This is a genomic window from Petrimonas mucosa (genome assembly GCF_900095795.1).
GTDB classification, from domain to species: Bacteria; Bacteroidota; Bacteroidia; order Bacteroidales; family Dysgonomonadaceae; genus Petrimonas; species Petrimonas mucosa.
This window is the reverse complement of the sequence record NZ_LT608328.1, coordinates 623,258-643,130: the sequence shown is the minus strand read 5'-3', so window position 1 is coordinate 643,130 and position 19,873 is coordinate 623,258. Positions and strand designations below refer to the sequence as shown.

Below are 19,873 nucleotides of genomic sequence, written 5' to 3'. Positions count from 1 at the left end.
CGACAATTTTACGGTTTGGCACCAACGCCCTTCCTAATTATAAACTCGTCAATCTTGTCACCATCCAGGTTCCGCGACACGACATGGATTTGGCGACTCTCCACCTCAACCGTCTGGTAGAGTGCACCAGTGTTGACGTGCAGTGCGTTGTATTTTTCAGAGGAGGGCTCCAGATCGCGTGAGGCGACAGCTACCGAGGCTACGTAGACGGTCCCTTTCTCTTCCGGTTTCCGGGGTATATTCCCAACGACCGGATATGACCTGAAGTACTGGTGTACATGCCCCGAAAGGACCAGGTCAACTCCATAACGGTCGAACAGTGATGCCCACTTTTCCCGCATGTCGGGATAGGAGTCGTCCTTCCAGTAGATCGGGAAATGGGTAACCACTATCTTCCACCTCTCCTCCGCTTTTTTAAGCTCTTCCTCCAGCCATGAGGCAATGCGGCCGACATCCCCGGTCGAGTCGAGAATCAAGAAACGGCTGTTTCCGTAGGTAAAGGCGTAGTTGCGTTCCGGCTCCAACACAGTTCCGTTATCGCGTGGCAGCATAAAGAAGTGCTGGTAGAGCGCAGGGGGGAGACCATCCTGGCTGTCGTGATTCCCCAATGCAGGAACAAAAGAGAGGTAGGGCAACACCTTTCGCATGTAGTGAAAATGTTCATCCCACAGCTCCCTGAACAGACCGGTATTCACATGATCTCCGGAATGCAGCAGGAAAGCCGCATCGGGTGCCGTGCGGAAAGCCTGATCCACCACTTTCTCCACAATGTCGCTGTTGTGGGTATCTCCCAGGTAGATAAAACGGAAAGGCGACTCTCCCTGCGGGGCTGTACGGAATGTATAGAGAGGAGTTTCTCCACCGGTATCGCCATTGCAGATCCGATATTGATACTTCGTGTCGGGCTGCAGTCGCTCGACATTAACCTCCCAATGCTTCACCACCGGACAGTTGTAGATGTAATTGTCGGCAAGCAGCCGATATGATGCGGCTATCTCAGAAAAATCACCGTCGTTGCCATCAGCCTTCCGATATTTGAGGGTCATGCGGGTGACCGATGTGTCGCTCCTCCACTGGAAGGCCTGCGTGGTCCGGGGATCATCGCACCAGGTCAGTACGACCTGATCGGCAGCCGATGATGCCGGATAGGCTGTTTTACGGAAAGCGTTCAGGATAGCCGCTTCGCGTGCACGTCCGCGGATGGTGGTGAAGAGCAGGTGCCCTTCAAGTTCTGCAGGCAACCGTTCGATCACCAGTTCGTCCCAATCGTTGTAGGTGTAGGCCCCCTTCTCCATCCGTACCACCCTCCACCTCTCGGGCGAGTGGCTCACTATTTTGGGCATCACACCCCCCTTAACCGGGCCGATTGTGACAAAGTAGACCACCCGATGCAGATCAAAACCGTTGATTCCAAGGGTGATCTCACCTGCAGGATACTCCTTTTGCCACACCTCGTACTCGTAGTTTCCGTTGGAGAGTGTCATTCCGGTGTTCCGGAAACCTTTCTCCTCCAGCCAAAAGGGTACAATTTGCTGTTCCTTGTGGCGCATTACCGATACCATGGCGGGAGCGTCGACCGTGAAACGCCAGTGGTCGTTGGCAAAGATCGCCCGCTCCTCTTCACTGATCATCGCCAGCAATTGCTGGTGAGTCAACTCATTCAGTTCCCCTGAAGGCACATTGGTGATGATCCGTTGCAGTATGGCATTTTTTGCCTGCTCGGTCTGCGTGGGGTATGCCGGGCTACCGGGCAACTCCTCCAGCAATTGTCGCAACTCCCTGTACAACAGCGGAGCGGTCTCCGGACCAAGTGAATTCTCCTCCCCGTAATAGGGTTTGTCGCGGTAGACATAGGGCTCCTTCACATCCCATTGGCTCTTGGGAATGATGTAGCCAATCTCGTCGTTGACCAGTCCGATACCGAACCGGAAAGAGCCGGGCATCAGTTCACGCAATGGCGGTACCTCCAACGCTTCGACCGGAAAATCGCGCCCCGGCAGGGCCTCCACTCCGCCATTCAGGATCTCGGGATAGAGCTCTCCCGGGAAGGTGATGAAACTGGCGGGACCGATACTCCAGACAGCCACTTCGGTCCGTTTTTTCATCCATCCGGTCATATCCGCATCCATAACACCGATGGCCGCCGCCAGACGAAAGAGCGGGTTCTTCAGGGGCAAGTTGAAGGTCTTTGCCCGCAGGTTGATGGCTGCCTCCTTCACCTCAATGCTATTCTCCTCCATCGTGCGGAGGATAATCAGGCCCAGGGTATCCCCCTGCGCCCGGATCTTGTCGAACGACGGCTCCAGGTAGACCGTATCGCGCAACGGGTCTTTCACTTCCATCGAGGCATGCGTCGTCATCAACCCGCCTACCGCCCCGTTCACATAGAGGGCAACCCCTCCCACTCCCTTCCGCACGAGGCTGTCGCCGAGGTATACACCCTTTTCTACAGCCTCCCGCAGGTAGTGGGGAAAATCGGATGAGATCTGCAGATTCCTGCTCCACAACGTTTCTGGATGGTTCGCCCACTGGATCATCGTACCTAACGTTTCGGACGACTCGGCATCAATTACCTGCATCATTCTAAGGCCATCATCATAAACATGGGGCTCACGGGTATCCTTCAAGGTTACGCGCCCTTCCGTAAGATTCTGTGAAAAACGGAGGTGGGCCGGGCGCATCGCATTCACGGCCTCCACAACCGATTCCACTACCCGTTCCTTGACATACTCCCGCCACTCCCTGTTCACCCCGCTTTTGAAGGGCGACTCGCCCCAGAGTCCCAGCATGTCGGGAGCTTCATGGGTATGGGTGGAGGCGATCATCAGATAGGTTATGCCGGCATCTTCCGGTATCATCTTCCGGATATCGATCACTGTGGGATGAAACATACCGATCAGATCCAGGGCGACCAGTGCGAGGCGGGTGGTGCCGTCGTCCAGGACCATCGCCCGGGCCCAGATATCGTCATGTACCCCCTGTGCCGCAACCCGGTTTCCAAAACCTGCAATCCAATAGGTATCGAATTTCCCGTTGCCGTTCAGGTCCTGGTAGCTATCCCCCTTGTGGGGTTCGAAACGGGCATTCCCATCCAGATCATTCCACGGCTCCATATACTCCGGTGTGATCGGCACGGCGGCAAAGCCGGCACGCAACATCCCGGGATGACGGTTTTCCACCCTCAGATCGAGACCATAGCCGCGATGACGGTCACGCAGGTTGCTGTAACCGAATCCAAAAACCAGGATCAGAAGAGCCAACAGCAAGGCTCCGGCTATCTTGACGACTTTTTTCATTGTTTTTCCCGCTTTCTCTGCAACTCCAGCAAGGGGCGGTAACTGATCACGATAATCCCCTCCTCCTCAATCAACCTCTTCAGATCGTCGCTGGTGAAGAATTCCAGCTCCCGGATCCGCTTTGCGGCCGAATTGGTGATAGAACGTATCTCCTCACCCTCGGCCGACGCATGCACGTAGATCTCGGTCACTCCCGGTTTCAGGTTTCGGATATAGTTTGTCCAGAATTCGGCCACATTCTCCGTCGAGTACTCCTCCAGCTCTTCGTGAATGAAATAATCGGGGTGGATAATTCCCTCCTTGCGGCAAACCTCCCTGAAATCGGGGGCTCCCAGGTTGTCAAGGGTCGTTTTTGACGGCATCCGCAAGGGGAGATCAAACTCTTTGGCCAGCTGGATATAGACCTTCATATATTCGGGAGAATATTGGTAGGTTCCCATATGGGAGTCGATGTGGGTTATAGGAATGCCGCTCTCCAGCGCCTTCCGGATCTGGGCCCGACCTTCAATCAGCGCCTCTTGAGGAGTGGAGGCACCATACACCTCCAATACCCCCTTCCACATATAGCCCTCTCCATCGTACAGACCAGGCACCTCGTTGCGGGGAGCCACCGTGCCCCAGCGGTAGTTCTTCCATTCCGAGGTGAGGGTGAGGTGCACCCCGAACCCCTTTTCGGGATGGGCAGCGGCATAGGCGGCAATCTCGTTGTACCACGGGCAGGGGGTCATGATGGTGGAGGAGCTGATCAATCCCCTCTCCATCCCCTCCATGGTAGCCTTGTTGGCCGCATGACACATGCCGGCATCGTCGTTGTTGATAATCAGTATCCTGTCGTTGCGTGAATACCCCAGCCTTTCAGCCAGCGTCTGACCCTGCACTTTCATGCCACAAAAAATCAACATCAGTAAACAAACGGTTCCTGTTTTCATATTGTCTCTAAAGCTATTTTTCAAATACCTGCTTTTCTCCCGCCACGAAGGTTCTCGTGCTTACCGAATATTCCCCGCCGTTGGGACTGGAATAGAGCAGATCGACATAGAAGGCGGAATAGCCCTTTTTCGGATATTGCAAACGTACCTTCACCGTGGAGGGATCTTTCGGGTCGGGTTTAATCTCCTCCCCACTCCATATGGATTTCCGGAAGTCCCTGCTCTCGGATGTGGTGGTCCATAACCGGGCACCCACCAGTTCACCCGGGCTGCCTTTCACCTCCAGCTCAACACTCCGTCTCCCCTGGTGCAGCCTCCAAGAACAGTCCGGCAGGGCAGCTCCTTTAAGGTTCAGTGCAAAAAAGGCACCCAGGGCGGCGATGGCCTGTTTTCTGTCCCCAAGTTCATGACCGGCGTTGGCCACATAGTGCAGCAGGTTGTGTCCCGGAATCTCATCGATATAATGCTTCACCGCATCAACGGTCCAGTAAGGATCGTTACTCCCCAAGATAATCAGTTTCGGCAACTTCAGCTTCTCGCGGTAGGAGTAGGGATCGATCATCTTGACTACCGCATCTCCGAAGCTGCTGGTGATCGACTGCGGAATCTCAAGATCCACGTAATCCTGAATCTGTTCGCTATACCCTCCATACATCTCCTTCTGATACTCCAGGGTAGCCGGCATATTCAGCATGTCGATAACCATGGGGGCAATGGCAACGATCCGACTATCTTCCGTGGCAGCCGATAGCCAGGTGGTCCATCCCCGTTTGGAGGCTCCCGAAACGACAAACCGGCTGATCTCCCGTCCCAGCTGTTCGGACGAGAAAGCCTGTACCACGTCCAATGCCCTGATGGCACTCTTTGTCATCGGGAAAAGTAACGGCCAGGAGTAATCGCCATCTTTCTTATACTCGTTCAGCGTGTAGGAGATCAGTGCATCTTCCGTTAATCCGTCATACAGGGGCTGGTTTGGCACCTGATGGAGCAAAACGGTAACAGCACTGTTCCGCCGGGCCAGTTCGGCCATAAACTGCACCGTCTCCTCGTTCTTGTTTACCAAATTGGGAATCCCATTACGGAGTGAACCACCGGTAATGAAGAGAAGTGCGCCATCGTGAGCCACGGCTTGAGGTACAAAGATAATCATCTCATGCTTCCAGAGCATCTTTTGCCACTTTTGCGAGATGAACAGCACCGAATAGGCCTCCACATCATTTATCTGAAATCTTTCACGCACCTCCCAGGCGTAGGTGTGATCGTTGTTATTCAGATAGTGCATCAACGCCGTTTCGGGGGTCACTCCCTGTTGGGCATAGCCAACCGGGAATGAAAGAAGGATAAGGATTACCCAAAATAGTCTCTGCTTGTTTTTCATTGTTGAATCAAATTAAAATAGAATCTCATCACTCTACAACACCCAGATAGCGGGCCATCCAGTAGGGAAGAAGATACTCGTCCCCCGCCAGGATCCGGTTGCTTGCCCGGTCACTATCCAGTTGAAACTCGTTGGCATTGTGCCGGTTCATCGGTCGCTCGCTCTTGGGAAGCAACTTCCGTGTCGACTGTTCCCTGAAATTCTCCACCGAGTCTTTCGGCAGAAAATCGAGGTCCCTCCGGTGGGAGTTGCGGACCTTGTATCTGCGGGTATCCGCCGGAAATTCGCGCAGATACCAGATTACCGATTCCAGGTCGATCTCGCCCGAAGTGCCGTAGGTCAACAGGTTCCATAGCGCATTCCGCTCCGGCTTCTCGATCTCCCAATGATCGTTGATCATCTCCGCATACTCCTCCCTGAGGGTATCGTCAAAGGCGTAATGGTACAATACCCAATAGGTCAGAAACGCCATCTCGTCGTCCGAGTGGTTCCAGTCCTGTCCCATGGTTATTCCCTGGTGCTGGAATCCCGGGGTAAACCGGATATTCTTCATCGGGATCTTCATGTTCTCCAGATAGCCATGCTCTTCCATCATACGGAACGCCTCCCGCTTATATATCTCTTTCCTTGTCAGCTTGTAGGCCAGTTGCAGACCTGCAATCGTCAGCGTGCTGTTCAGTCTCCTGTCGAACTGCGTCTCGGCAAAAGAGTTTACATAATCGGGATTCCATCTTCCCCACAATGTGGGTTTGCCGTCATAATCCAGGAAGTAGTAGTCGTTGGATATGATATGGGTCATGATGGCATCGATATAATCGGCTACCCTTCTCTTCTCTTCCGGAGTCTCGGCAACGAACTGATCGATGACGGATGCCACGAAGATATAGCCCACAAATTCATCGGTACTGGTAGTCCCCTTCCACCACCAATCGGGATCGATGGCAGGCCTCCATGGAACGGTATCCCCGGCAATATATCCGGTCCGCTCGAATGTTCTTCCCGAGAATCCTGTAATGGGATGGATAACCAACAGCCGTTCGTAGGGCTCGAACGACTCCCATACATACTGTCTGGCGCTCTCCTCCTTCGTCACGGCATACCGGAAAGCCTGGCTTCCCAGGTAAAAGGATGTCCAAAGGCCGTCGTTATCGCTATCCTCCAGCCTGATCGTTGTAGGATCTTCCGGGTCGAGCAACCGCGCTTCGGCGGAAAAACCGAATCTCAGGTGATATTTTCGGAGTTTCTCCTGCAGAAAGTCGGCCTTTTCGGCCAATGTCTCCCTCTTGAAAAGGATCTTGTTCACTCCGGTAGGAGTAAGCAGATAGGCATTCCCTGAACGGTCAAGAGCCATATCGATCACACTGTCCTGATCGAGCCAGCGCTCGGCAGAAAAGTAACGGATCGTCTCCCCCTCCTTGTAGTATGCGCCACCGTGTGTTGCAAACCAGTGTCGTCCGCTGTCAGAAATCACCTTGTTGATTTCCGGAACTGGCAACCGGTTGTTCCTCTGCAAGACCACCATTCCTTTATCGTCGATCTCGTAAAATCCGTCGGTCGTTCCCACGATTATCCGCTCTCCGGCAACAGCCATGGCGGTGATGCCCTCACCCCGGTGGACGGGATTCCATTGGTGATCATCCAACCTATAAACAGTTGTAGGCGACAACAGGTAAAAACGGCCCTCTCCGACCAGAAGATCGATGAAACTGTCGTCTGGCAGCTCAATCTCCGTCAACTTATCGCTGCCGCGATATAGTGCGCATGCACCATCTCCAAGCAAAAGCACCTCCCCGATTCTGTTGACAGCAAAACGGGAGTAGAGGTTTTCGGGAAACTTCCCGCAGATCTTCCCCGCATGCATGTTTGTCAGGTAGCGGTCGCCATAAAGGTAATAGAGATAACCGGTCTCCTCCTGTACCGTGATGTCTACGGGGATCTTATCGGCAAGCGAACTGTACATCAGATCCTTTGAGATCACCTCCCCGGGAAAATCCCGGAATACCCCCTTGTCGGTCAACACAAACAGGCTATTGTCTCCGTTCACCACCACCCTCTTCAGCCCAGTTCCGGTCCATTTGGGCGATATGCTGAATTTGACCGGGACAGAGGTGAGATACGGTTCATCCTTCACCGGCATCTCAGACCCACCCTTTCCGGTGGGCCTGCATGCAACCAGAACAAGAAACGAAATAGCTATAAACGTAATTTTTTTCATTCTGACACTCTGTTATTCAAATCTCGCAAGATTTTGCGACCCGTTTGCCCGATTCTTGCGAAAATTGAGTTTTTTATTGACGCAGTATCAATATGGCTTTCCGGTTCCCTGGAGGAGCCACATTCGCGACCAGGCACTGTTCTTGGTAGGATCGGTACCCACATATGGGGTACTCTCCAGTCTTTCAATGGCTGCCTCCGCATTTACCCTGTTCTTCTCCACCTCATCGTTGGTGTGGTAGTACCAACGGATTGGCAGTACGGGACGTATGGCTGATGGCCCCGTCTTCAGGTCGGGCAATCCGGTCCTTCTCCAGTCGAACCATGCTTCGTGTGCCGTTGTCCAGCTGGCAATCCATTTTTGTTCAATGATGCTCTCCAGTCCGTCGTATGGCACGCGACCGATATAGTCATCAAACTCGCTGCCTACCCCCCAGGCGTTGAGCGACTCCCTCACGCCATCGGCATAATATTGGGCGGGATCTCCTGAAATCCATCCGCGATAGGCCGCTTCGGCGAGAATCAGATTGGTTTCGCAAGCAGAAATCAACCTCATCAATACGAGAGGATCGGTTGTCTTCCTATATCTGCTGTTCAGGTGCGACGCATGCGGATTTACCGTACCTTGGGCGGAGTTCGCATTGTTCATGTTGAAGATCTGCACCCTGGAATGGGAGACCGGTACACCGGCATATTCCGGATGGAAATCGACCTCCATCTCATTGGTCTCTTCGAAGGCGGTCACCACATCCTGCGAGACCTCACGCTTCCCATCCACGATCCGGTCCACTTCGGTACCTTGAACCAGCACCAGCGGTATCTCAATCTTGTCGGCCCATACCTCCAGTCGCGGATCGTCGTAATCCCTCAGCACATCCACCAATGTCTTTGCCAGCTTCACCCTCATATAGGCCCCGGCGGGATCGGTATCGTAAACCGTATTCAACGGATTGGAAACACTTTCCGAAGTCCCCGGGAAACTGATGGTTGCATCATCGCCGGCAACGGTTATCACCGGATATTGTGACGGGTTTTCCGCAATCCTCCTGACACCCGCCTCGGCGAACTGGGGTTCCTTCGCCTGCAACCTCATGTAGTAGCGCAGGGCGAGGGAGTTGGCAAATTTTCTCCATTTCGAGACATCCCCCTTATAAACCACATCCTGTTTGGGTACGATGTTTCTGTATTCGCTTGCACTTTTGGAAAGCAGGGTATTGGCTGTATCCAGGTCGGCCAGTATCCCCTGGTAGATCTCCTGCTGCGGATCGAACACCGGTCTGAAATATTCGGCACCATACTCGGCCTTCAGGGCATCCCTGTAGGGTGCATCTCCCCAGATATCGGTTATCAGGCCAAAGAGATAAGCCCTCATGATCCGGGCCACTCCTTCGTGGAAGGCATTACCCTCCTTGACCGATTTGTTAAAGTATTCGTTGTTGTTCATCAGAATACTGTAATAACCGTTCCAGCTGTGAGAAAGGCTGTTCCACTCATAGTTGTTATGCCCTCCGGCCCATCCGGTATGTTGCGTGTGCTGCATTACGCCGGCGAATGTTCCGAAACCGATGTTATATATTGTCTGTCCCGTTTGGGTCTGCACAGTAGGCAACAGAAAGTTGAGGTCTGCAATGGCAGGATCAACACCGTTGGGGTTGATATTCAGCTCATCCAGATCCTTGCAGGAGGAAACAAGGAGAGCTACCATTGTTAGCGCTACGGTAAAACGTTTTATAAACTTATCCATGATTTATTCTCGTTTAGAAAGAAAAACTTACTTTGAATCCTACCGGAACAACCCAAGGTTCGGCGTTGAATCGTTCTACCCCTTGTTTAAATGTCCCGTTGCCTGAAGATTGATATGCCCGCTCAGGGTCAATGCCCATCCCCGGATTTTTGCTCCAGATCATGATGTTCCTGCTGTAGAGGGAGAGGTTGAGATCCTCGATTCCGAGTTTTTGTGCTGCTTGCCTGGGAACCCGGTAGTTAAGCGAGATCTCCCTCAGCTTCAGATAGTCGGCATCGAACAGGTTGGCTTCACCGATATCCCACGGATAACTCATCACATATGGTCTGAACTCTGTCCCTTCATTACCCAGGTTCTCCTTGATGAGGACAAAATTGCCATTCTCGTCGTAATAGCCATACACACCGGGGGCAAAGGTGCCGTCATAAGCCCCTATGCCGGTGTAGAAGTCGTTGTAGAATCCGCCAAATTCGGGTGTGGGACCGCCAATTGGTCTGGGGTTATCGGAAAAGATCAGGGCATCTGCATTGGCTACCACCCAATCACGCAGGGCAGTGCTCGGTTCTCCTCCCAGTCCGTCTGGCGGAATGACAAGCTGATTTAACCAGGTATTCGACACAACCCCTTCCGTCAGGTAGCGCCAGGTTTGCGATACATATTGTCCACCCGACCGCCAGTCGAAGGTCATGCTCAGGCTCAGGTTCTTGTAGGAAATCGTGGTCTGGAATCCCATGATAAAGTCGGGATTGTAGTTTCCCACCTTGGTATAATCATCTTCGGCCTGCCATTCGGCATCCTCACTGTTCTCCGGCAGCAGGGGGTAGTTGTAGTAGGGAGAATTCTTGTCGGTCACCCTCAATATCTTCCGGCTGTAGAGGTTGCCGATCAGTCCGTCCCTGCCCAGCTCCTCATTTTTCACGTAGGCCACATTCTTCACCCTGGCCTCGTTCCAGAACTCTACAAAATCGGTCCCCTCGGACAGCTCCAGCAGGTAGGTCCTGTCTTTGGTGAAATTGGCACTCAGATCCCAGGTCCAATCCTTGGTTTGTATGGGTGTAATGCCGAGCATCAGCTCAACGCCATTGGAACGTAATAGCCCCGCATTGACCTTGATGCTGCTGAAACCGGTAGACCCGGCCAGGGGAACACCCAGTATCTGGTTGCGGTTATCATTCCTGTATATTGTCCCTTCAAACCGGAGCCGGTTATGGTACATCTTCAGGTCAACCCCCACCTCGTACGAAGTTGCCTTTTCGGGGAGCAACACCGGATTCAGCAGGTTTCCCGGTTTTCCCAGCCGGATGGCATCGCCCCACTGACCTGCATCATAGTAGGTGGCAAAGAGGCTGTAGGGTGAGGTATCGTTCCCGACCTGCGCTGCCCCGCCCCTGATTTTCAGGAGATCCACCTGCCTGCCCATATCGAACATGTTGTTCAGAATAAAACTGAGGGAGGAGGAGGGGTAGAAGTAGGAGCGGTTGTTGGATGGCAGGGTACTTGACCAGTCATTCCTCGCGGTCAGATCGAGATAGATCATGTCTCTCCATCCCAGGTTACCCATCGCATAAACGCTGTTGATACCCCTTTCGTAGCGGGCATTGGAGTAGTTGAGCGAAGTATTCTCAATGTTCTGGATCGTATAGAGGTAGGGGATGATCAACCCTGAACCGGGTTTGGAAGAGTTGCTGACGTTCGACCAATTGGCATACAGCACATTCCCCCCGACAGAAGAGGAGAGAGAGAAGTCGCTCCAGTGATTCTTGTAGGAGAGCAGTGCATCGACGTTCGTTTCCGTACTTTCGCCGGTTGCAATGCCATAAGCGCCATTGTTGGGCTCTCCCGAGTAGCCGGGATCGATCTTGGTCTCCCTCACCTCGTCGGACCTGTTCATAGCATATCTGCCCATCAGGCTGAGCTGTGGCGAGATCTCCCATGTGGCCGAAATATTCCCGATCAGCCTGTTCCGTTTGAACCGGTTGTTGATGCCGTATGCAAGGAAATAGGGATTTTCCCACCCCTCGCCGATGGTGAGCACCTCGTTTCCGCCCAGCTTGTAATCCTTCATCTTGCGGATATCGACGTTCGGTGGTGTCCAGGCAGCCCACTGCAGCGGATTGGCTCCCCGCTCCTGGGTGGAAGGCCGGTTGTCTGCCCAATTTTGCGTATAGTTGATATCGGCGCTGACCCTGAACCCCTTCAACATTTCAGATGTGGCGGAAAGGGTCAGGTTGTTCCGGTTGAGATCAGAGTTGGGAACCAGTCCCCTGTTCGTCATGTTGGAGACCCCCAGCCTGTAACTTACTCTCTCGGTAACGCTGGATATTGCCACGCTGTTGTTGGTGGTGATGGCGCTGCTGTTGATGAAGTTTTTGTAGTTGTCGGGATGGGAGACCAGTTCGGTCGGTATTGCCACCCCGTTGGCATCGAGCGGGGCAAACGGCTGTATCTGCCAGTATCCCTTGTTCAGTTCAGGGCCGGCCCCTGCAACTTCAGAGATATTGTAAGGGGGAATGATCCCGCTGGCAAATGTCTGGTCGGTATAGCTGCGGGCACCGAAGGCAAACCGGTTCTGTACATCCAGGAATTTCGACGGAATGTCGAAGACGGTGTTCGAAACCACCTCCACCTTCATCCCGCCTTTCTGATCGGCCTTCTTGGTGGTGATGAGCACCACCCCGTTTCCTGCCCGGGTACCGTATAAAGCCGCAGCACTGGGGCCTTTCAAGATGGAAACGCTCTCGATGCTTTCCGGATCGATATCCGAGATGGCATTCCCGTAGTCGACCAGGTTGCCGCTGCCAAAACCGCCCACATTGTTTACCGAGCTGGTCATGGGAACCCCGTCGACCACAAACAACGGCTGGTTATCGGTACTCATGGAGGTGGCCCCCCGGATGATCATGCTTACGGTAGATCCGGTCCCTCCAGTGGAATTGATGGTAATACCGGTCACCTTACCGGCCATGGAGGTGAGAAGATTCTCATGGACCACCTTCGAGAGTTCCTCGGCGTCGATCTTACCCACTGCATATCCCAGCGATTTCTCCTCCCGTCTGATACCCAAAGCCGTAACCACAAGCTCATCGAGTGCTTCGGCACTCTCCACCAATGTCGCGTTAATGGATCTCCTGCCATTCACGGCAATCTCTTGTGTCTCGAATCCGAGATAGGAAAAGAGGAGTGTTCCATTATCAGGCACATCAATGGTATACTTTCCATCCAAGTCGGTCACCGTACCGGTGGTGGTCCCTTTAATCACAATTGATACCCCCGGAAGTTCGGCACCGTCGACTGACGAAGTAACTGTTCCGGTGACACGTACGGTGCTTTGCCTCGATCCTGAAGGTTGAGCGTAGCCGTTCCCCGAAGAGAGAACCAGCAAGAGAACAGACAGGAATAATGCAAGCCGACCGTTGTTCTTCATATTCTTGAGATTGATGATTTTCATATGATTCAGATTATTTTCTTTCATTAAGATCAGCTATTCGCTTGATTAGGTCTTGTTACGTGTAGCCTGTCAAGCCACACTGCATTATGGATGACAGCTCTAGTTTACTGCTTCAAAAGTAAGTATCGCTGCAGTCGTATTCAGTGCGATCAACGGATCCTGGCTGATTATTGCCCGTTGATCGAGCGTCATGAACATCACCAGCCGCATCGTGCTGCTGTTTACCTCCTGGACGATCACTTTCCGGTGGAAATCCCTGATTCCGATAAAGTCGCCATCTCCGGGAAAATCGATGGTCATCACTCCTGGATAGGTGATAGTGGGTACTCCGCCAGCCCCTGTGCCGGTAGCAAAATCGGGAATGGTTGGGATGGTGAAATCTTCATTCTCGTTGAACAGAAATGTGGCATTATCCGATGGCGTGCAGGTGGTCATTGCAAAAACATCCTGTCCAAACACGGCCTTTCCCCCGGTCTTTGTGATCTGGGTCTTCCCTAACTCCTGCATGAGAGATGCAAAGAGGATGCCTCCGAATGAGACGCCATCTGTGGTGTTGTGCCGGTAACGACCGTCGTGATAAAAGGTAAATTCATCGTTATAGGCCTCCGGAAGACCTACATAGACACTGAAGGCTCCTGCCGGCAACGACGGGATATCCTCGTCGAGCAACGAGAATGAGGCGTCGGAGTTGACCAGTTTATCGTTGACGGTATGAGCCTGGGTCAGTCTCCAGGTTTTGCCGTCATACCCTTCAGCTGTATGGTTGCCAGTCAACAGGGCATAGGGAGTAAGCGCGACCGCCAAGTTCACCTGTGCGGTTACCGAATTGCCTTGCTTGTCTTTTGCCGTTAACTTGGCCAGATAGTACCCACCCTCCTCATACACATGTACCGGATTTTTCTCGGTGCTGCCGTTTCCATCTCCAAAGTCCCACTCCCAGCTTACGGCACTGTGAGTGAGTGCAGTGAATGCTGCCTGCTTTCCATCCAGACTGTGGAATATCAGGGCAGAAAGCGGCAAGTCACCTCCCGTCTCTTCATCTGAACAGGCCGGTAAAAAGAGAACTGCCATGCCCAGAAAGAGAAATGTCAAGTTAATAATTGCTCTTTTCATAAATACATCTTGGGTTATCATTGTTGATTAACGTAAATAGATTGTAGTACAACCATCAGTAGTCGTCAAGCCCTTCCGACGCGAGTCACTCGCAGGAAATGCGGAGTTTCTCCAGGGCAGCCTTGATCCGTTCTCGTTGCTGTTCATTGAACGGGGTGAAGGGAGAGGCCACAAACCCGTTGCATATTCCCATCAACTCCAATGAACATTTAAGTCCTTTCAGGTAGCTGGAACTGTTCTCTCCAACCGTATAGAGGGAAGAGGAAATTGCCATTACCTTTGCCTGCAGGGTTCGCACGGCAGCAATCTCATTTTTCGCTGCAGCATGGTACAGGTCGACATAGAGCCGGGGAAAGATATTTGCGCCGCCGTTTACCCCGCCATCGGCACCCAGCAGGACCATCTCGGCCGTCATCTCCTCCGGCCCCACAAAAATTGAGAAATTGTCGTGGTTGCGCATCTCATGCATCACCTGTTGCAGATAGGGTGCGCTCCCCGAACTGTCCTTGAATCCCACCACCCGTGGATTTTCCGCTAACCGTCTTATCGTTTGGGGATCAAAGTTTATCTTTGTGTTTGCGGGCATATTATACAGATAGAGAGGCAAACTTAGCCTGGGCACCAGCGATTCGTAGTACTCTGCCAGCTCCGTCTGGTCCATCATGAAATAGAATGGAGGCGTGGAGACCAACGCATCTGCACCGAATCGCCCTGCAGCCTCGGCAAGCCGGATACTCTCCGTGATGGAAGTATCCGAAATACCGACCAGCAAGGGAACCCGTTTATTGATTATCCTGTGCGACTGGCGAATCAACTCTATCCGGAGATCGACAGCCAGGTTTTGGGCTTCGCCAGTTGTCCCCAGGATAAAGATGCCGTGCACACCGCCAGAGATCACATGCTCGATCAGTCTCTCCAGACCGGCAATATCCAGCCTGCTGTTGTCGATAAGCGGTGTGACCAGTGGAGTGATAATCCCCTGAACGATTTTTTTCATCTGATTTAAATTTTTCAATAGTTTAGAAAATCACACGAATGAATGGTAAAACGGTCCTGCGTTCCAGGCAATCCATCGTGAAGATGTACGGCAACAAACGACAACACCGCAACCACAAGTAGCAATGCAACAAACACCTTGCAGAGCTTCAGGGAATCGACCTGCACCCTTGGCCGTGTTGAAAAGGGGCTTCCCTGCATCCGTGCCAACATCAGTATCACAATCAGATTAACCGTGCAGAGGTGGAGATGAGATGCCGATTTTCCGTCGATCGCCCCATGAATGATATATCCCATAAGGATATAAGCAGCTAAGTAGGCGACAAAAATGAAATATACCTCGCTGGCACCGAACCGGTTGCGGGCTCTCCTTAATCTCAATCCGGTCAAAAGCGCCATGACAATCAGGATAACCAATGCGGTCATGGTGCTGATTCTCCCGATAAGTTCAGGCCGTTCGAACTCCCCTGCTGCAGTAAACCGCTCAACAATGAGGTGAAAAGTGAGGGATTGCTGGAACACAATAAACGGAATGAGCAGAAAGAGCAATACAAACGACACCCTATTCTCCCACGGGCCGACCCGATGACCTCCTCCGGGCCATTCCGAAGTGAAGACACTGTAGGCCAACGCGATTCCTCCAAAGAAACCGATGCTGTACTCCATCACGTTCCACATGTTGAACGGGATTTCAGCAACTATTCCCACAATCTGCAAAAAGTTTCCCAAAGCGAAACCAAAGCCGGTTCCAAGTCCGGTAATCAAGGCAACTCTCGTAGTCACGGAGAATCCCTTCCGGGCAGTATACCACAACAGGGCAAATACGCCTCCCAGGCAGAACGCCCACGCTTCAGAGCGGGGAGGTGTCATGAACCACTCGAGTTGCCGAACCAGTAAACCGTAAACGACCACTCCTCCTGCAACCATCTGTGCGATTAAACTACCCCAATCTACCCTCCGGTTTTCTGACGATTCAAGGGAGAGCCCCGTCAGCCCCCCACCCAACAAGCCAAACAATGCCCCTATCACAAAGAGCATCCCCAACCCATACAAGGCGTTCGGAAAGTTGTTGCTCATGCCGTAGCCTACAACAAGTCCGTAACTGATCATTCCGGTCATCCCCCATCCTACGGCTGCAGCAAACGCTACCGGCAATACTCTCCCGTACCACTCCCTGCGCCCGGCGACAAATATCAATGCCAGGGCGGATATACCGCCTGCCCACGCCGCTCCCTGTTCATGGCCAAAATGACCGCGAACAGCCCATGCTGTCCCCAGGGTCAATCCAATCATCAATATTTTCAGCGCATGATCCTTTTTCATTCTGAATTTAAATCCAGGAAAAGCTAAAACGATTCAGCAATGAGGTAAAAAAGAGTATCAAAAATCAGTTGCAACCAGTAGAGGCCGGTTTGACTGATGATTGCTGGATCACCAGTTCCGGCTCAATAAATGTCTTGGAGAACTTGCGGTTCTCCCCATACTTTATCTTGTCGATCAATGTATTTACCGCCTCTTCCGTAATAATTTCAATCGGCTGTTTGACATAGGTTATCGGAGAATAGTAGAGGTCGAACAATTCACTGCCGTAGAATCCAACCACCGCAACATCATCGGGAATCCGCTTGTTCAACTTGTTTAAACTTCTCAATCCTGCAACCAGCAGGGCATTTGTGATAAAGATTACGGCCTCGGCACCCTTTCTATGAATCAGATAATCGAGCGCCTTTTCAACTTCAGGCAACGGATTGTCGATATTCACGCTCTTCACGTTGACATGCTTACCCAACGCATGGGCAACCATCGTCTCCCTATAACCGAGTATACGGTCCTTGATATTGCTCAGGCTCGACTTGTAAGCGATGAGCGAAATATTCCTGTATCCCTGTTCAATTAGGTGTATCGTGGCCTGCCGTGTGGCGTTGTAATTGTTGAGGCAGGAGTAGCTCACCTCCAGTTCGGGGAAGTACCTGTCGATAAGTACGACAGGGATATTTCTGCTGTGCAGATCTGCAACCAGGCCCTGGGAGCCTTCGCACGGCACGATAATCAGCCCTGCCACACCCTTGTCGAGCATGACATCAATCAATTGCCGGGTCTTGACCAGGCTCTCGTCCGAACTGCCAAAGATCACCTTGTAGTTTATCTCGTCGGTCTTATTTTCAATGATACGCGATATTGTAGAATAGAACGGGTTTGAGATATCGGTCACGATCAGGCCGATAAGTTGTGAATTTCCGGTACGCAGCCCTTTAGCAATCATGTTGGGTGAATAATGCAACTCATTGGCCGCCTGCTTCACCATTAAGGCCGTCTCCTCGCTAATCCGGTATTGTTTGGCCTTACCGTTCAAGACGGCCGACACCAATGTCTTGGATACCCCGAGATGATTGGCCAGATCTTTCAATGAGACTCTATTTCTGGGCTTTTCGTCCATCACCAATATTGCTTCCTGCATCAAAAATATCTTGCTGTATCGAATCAGCAAAATATTTTAAGTTAAAAAAATGCCTTTATGTTATAGAACATATATCTCCTGTTTTTGCTGGTACAATAATCCTCGATCAGACCGGAAGCCTTGAGGGTACTCTTGCTCCCGATAGATACGGCTTTTCCAAAACCCAACCTCCCATTATCGAGCTTACCTTGATTCTACTTGTTTCTCCATTTCTCATGCCTGGTAGATGATGAATCAAGATGCAAAAATATACAGGAAACGAGTAAGCGGCAGAGTCAAGCAGCAAGTGCAATTTACATTAATTGTTTGTAAAACTCAACTTTGGGTGTGTTAAAGTCCAATTTTTTCCTCGGTCTTTCATTCAGCCTGTGCTGTATCCGCTTCAATCTGTCGGGTGGATAGTCCTTGAAGGACGCCCCCTTGGGGATGTATTGCCGGATGAGCTTGTTCGCGTTTTCGATCGATCCTTTTTGCCATGCCGAATAGGGGTCGGTGAAGTACACCGGGGCTTCCAGCATCTCCGTGATCCGTTCCGGGGTGGCCCGGTTGCCGGGCAGGCGTTCCCTTCTCTCCATCGCCATCTCGTGGGCCAGTCGCCACGAGTAGCCCCCGCGCTTGTCCTTGTTGCGCTGCAACTCCCTGGACACCGCTGAAGGACTGACACCTATCAAGCTCGCGATCGTCCGCTGGGTGTCACCGTTTTCTAAACCTAAATAAATCGCGTACCTTTGTTCTGAAGTTAACTGTTTGTATTTTTTCATAAGCAACATAATAGTTAATTTTAGGGAGACTTCGGTCTCCTTTTTCTTTTATGTTGCTGTCCGACTCTCTTCGGGGGCTTGCGCGCCCCCGGCCGTTAGGCAAACCCCCCCGGTGTTTTTCATGATTGTTGTGAAGAATCATTTCAAAAAACAACACGTGGATGTTGCACTTCTAAGTTGAACTTAGGAGCGAGGAGAGATCTAATCGTTGAAAGGAGGTTTCCAGATGGTATATGTATATATACAATAAATTCCCGCCATTATGGCGAGAATCGAAGCGGAAGCGGGGGGATTCGAACCCCCGGTACAGTTACCCGTACGTCAGTTTAGCAAACTGGTGGTTTCAGCCACTCACCCACACTTCCCGGTAGGACTTCCATCCAAATTGGGTGCAAATATACAAGAATGTTTTCATCTTGTCAAAAAAAACGGGAGTTTTCTGTTTAAATCTTCCTACATTTGCGAAGTTTTTCAAGATCACATCTAAAATATGGAGCAAAAAACGAAAAGTAAAGGCCGAAAAATCTTTCTATGGGTAATACTCTTCATGCTGCTGGTAGCAATTGCGGCTGCCGTTGCCGTGAAAAAAACGGTTTTCAAACCATTCGACCTGGAAGAGACGGCATATATCTATATCGACGGCGAAAAGGAGTACGAGGATGTGATTGCTCAACTGAAAAAGGCGGGGTTGCCCTCCGAGCAGCTGTTCCGGATACTGGCGGAGAGGATGAAATATCCCGGCAACGTAAAAACCGGAAGGTATGCCGTCGAGAAGGGATCGACGATGCCCGATGTAATCCGCATGCTTCGTGCCGGCAACCAGACACCGGTGAAGCTGACATTCAACAATGTCAGGACAAAGGAGGAGCTGGCAGGCAGAGTCTCCAGGCAACTGATGATGGACAGCACCCTGTTGGTTGGCGCGCTGAATGATCCGGCTACGATCGGGGAGCTCGGGTTTGACACCTATACGCTGAGTGCCCTCTTCATACCCAATACCTATGAAATATATTGGGATACAAGCATCGACAACTTCCTGAAACGGATGAGAAAGGAGTACGACCGATTCTGGAACGACGAGAGGAGAAGCAAGGCGGAAAAAATCGGCTTATCGCCGATCCAGGTGGCCACACTTGCTTCGATCGTGGAGGAGGAGGCGACCTATATCGACGAGTATCCGATTGTGGCAGGACTCTATCTCAACCGTCTGAAGAGGGGGATGAGGCTGGAGGCCGACCCCACAGTCAAGTTTGCGGTAGGGGATTTCACACTGAGACGTATCCTGTTCAGGCACCTGGAGGTGGAATCGCCATACAACACCTATAAAAATGGAGGATTGCCGCCCGGACCGATCCGGATACCATCGATCCAGGCCATTGAGGGGACCTTGTCGCCCCAACAGCACAACTACCTCTTCATGTGTGCCAAGGATGATCTGTCGGGAAGGCACAACTTCGCTACCACCCATGCAGAGCATGCCCGTAACGCTGCACGCTACCAGCGCGCACTGAATGAAAGGGGAATCTTTTAAATCAG

The 19,873-nt window shown here is 51.9% G+C and carries 12 protein-coding genes and 1 tRNA gene; 1 reads left to right on the top strand and 12 read right to left on the bottom strand.

What is annotated here, in order from left to right; genetic code table 11:
- Positions 1-8 precede the first annotated feature (8 nt).
- The 12 genes from ING2E5A_RS02560 to ING2E5A_RS02505 all read right to left on the bottom strand — a co-directional run bounded on the left by ING2E5A_RS02560 (position 9) and on the right by ING2E5A_RS02505 (position 18,702).
- Positions 9-3,296, bottom strand: coding sequence for a metallophosphoesterase (locus tag ING2E5A_RS02560; RefSeq protein WP_071136060.1), 3,288 nt, complete (start codon positions 3,294-3,296; stop codon positions 9-11).
- Positions 3,293-4,225, bottom strand: coding sequence for a polysaccharide deacetylase family protein (locus tag ING2E5A_RS02555; protein ID WP_083373150.1), 933 nt, complete (start codon positions 4,223-4,225; stop codon positions 3,293-3,295). Before ING2E5A_RS02555 ends, ING2E5A_RS02560 begins: the two co-directional genes overlap by 4 nt.
- 13 nt (positions 4,226-4,238) lie before the next feature.
- On the bottom strand, positions 4,239-5,603 hold the full coding sequence (locus ING2E5A_RS02550; RefSeq protein ID WP_071136058.1) for a PhoPQ-activated pathogenicity-related family protein: 1,365 nt from the start codon (positions 5,601-5,603) through the stop codon (positions 4,239-4,241).
- A gap of 28 nt (positions 5,604-5,631) precedes the next feature.
- Positions 5,632-7,818, bottom strand: coding sequence for a hypothetical protein (locus ING2E5A_RS02545; RefSeq protein ID WP_071136057.1), 2,187 nt, complete (start codon positions 7,816-7,818; stop codon positions 5,632-5,634).
- 87 nt (positions 7,819-7,905) lie between these two features.
- Complete coding sequence (locus ING2E5A_RS02540; protein WP_071136056.1) at positions 7,906-9,561, bottom strand: SusD/RagB family nutrient-binding outer membrane lipoprotein; 1,656 nt, start codon at positions 9,559-9,561, stop codon at positions 7,906-7,908.
- 13 nt (positions 9,562-9,574) lie between these two features.
- A complete protein-coding gene (locus ING2E5A_RS02535; RefSeq protein ID WP_071138156.1) occupies positions 9,575-13,009 on the bottom strand; it encodes a SusC/RagA family TonB-linked outer membrane protein in 3,435 nt (1,144 codons plus the stop codon).
- A gap of 99 nt (positions 13,010-13,108) precedes the next feature.
- Positions 13,109-14,122, bottom strand: a complete 1,014-nt coding sequence (locus ING2E5A_RS02530; protein ID WP_161941934.1) for a PKD domain-containing protein — start codon at positions 14,120-14,122, stop codon at positions 13,109-13,111.
- Positions 14,123-14,207: 85 nt separating this feature from the next.
- Complete coding sequence (locus ING2E5A_RS02525; protein ID WP_071138155.1) at positions 14,208-15,119, bottom strand: dihydrodipicolinate synthase family protein; 912 nt, start codon at positions 15,117-15,119, stop codon at positions 14,208-14,210.
- A 14-nt stretch (positions 15,120-15,133) separates the two neighbouring features.
- Complete coding sequence (locus ING2E5A_RS02520) at positions 15,134-16,441, bottom strand: hypothetical protein (protein WP_071136054.1); 1,308 nt, start codon at positions 16,439-16,441, stop codon at positions 15,134-15,136.
- A 64-nt stretch (positions 16,442-16,505) separates the two neighbouring features.
- A complete protein-coding gene (locus ING2E5A_RS02515) occupies positions 16,506-17,576 on the bottom strand; it encodes a LacI family DNA-binding transcriptional regulator (RefSeq protein WP_083373149.1) in 1,071 nt (356 codons plus the stop codon).
- A gap of 293 nt (positions 17,577-17,869) precedes the next feature.
- Positions 17,870-18,337 (bottom strand): IS30 family transposase, encoded by a 468-nt coding sequence (locus tag ING2E5A_RS02510; protein WP_071136053.1) that lies wholly within the window; start codon positions 18,335-18,337, stop codon positions 17,870-17,872.
- A gap of 278 nt (positions 18,338-18,615) precedes the next feature.
- A tRNA-Ser gene (locus ING2E5A_RS02505) sits at positions 18,616-18,702 on the bottom strand.
- A 125-nt stretch (positions 18,703-18,827) separates the two neighbouring features.
- Here ING2E5A_RS02505 and mltG point away from each other — a divergent pair.
- Positions 18,828-19,868, top strand: a complete 1,041-nt coding sequence (mltG, locus tag ING2E5A_RS02500; protein ID WP_071136052.1) for an endolytic transglycosylase MltG — start codon at positions 18,828-18,830, stop codon at positions 19,866-19,868.
- The last annotated feature ends 5 nt before the right edge of the window (positions 19,869-19,873 follow it).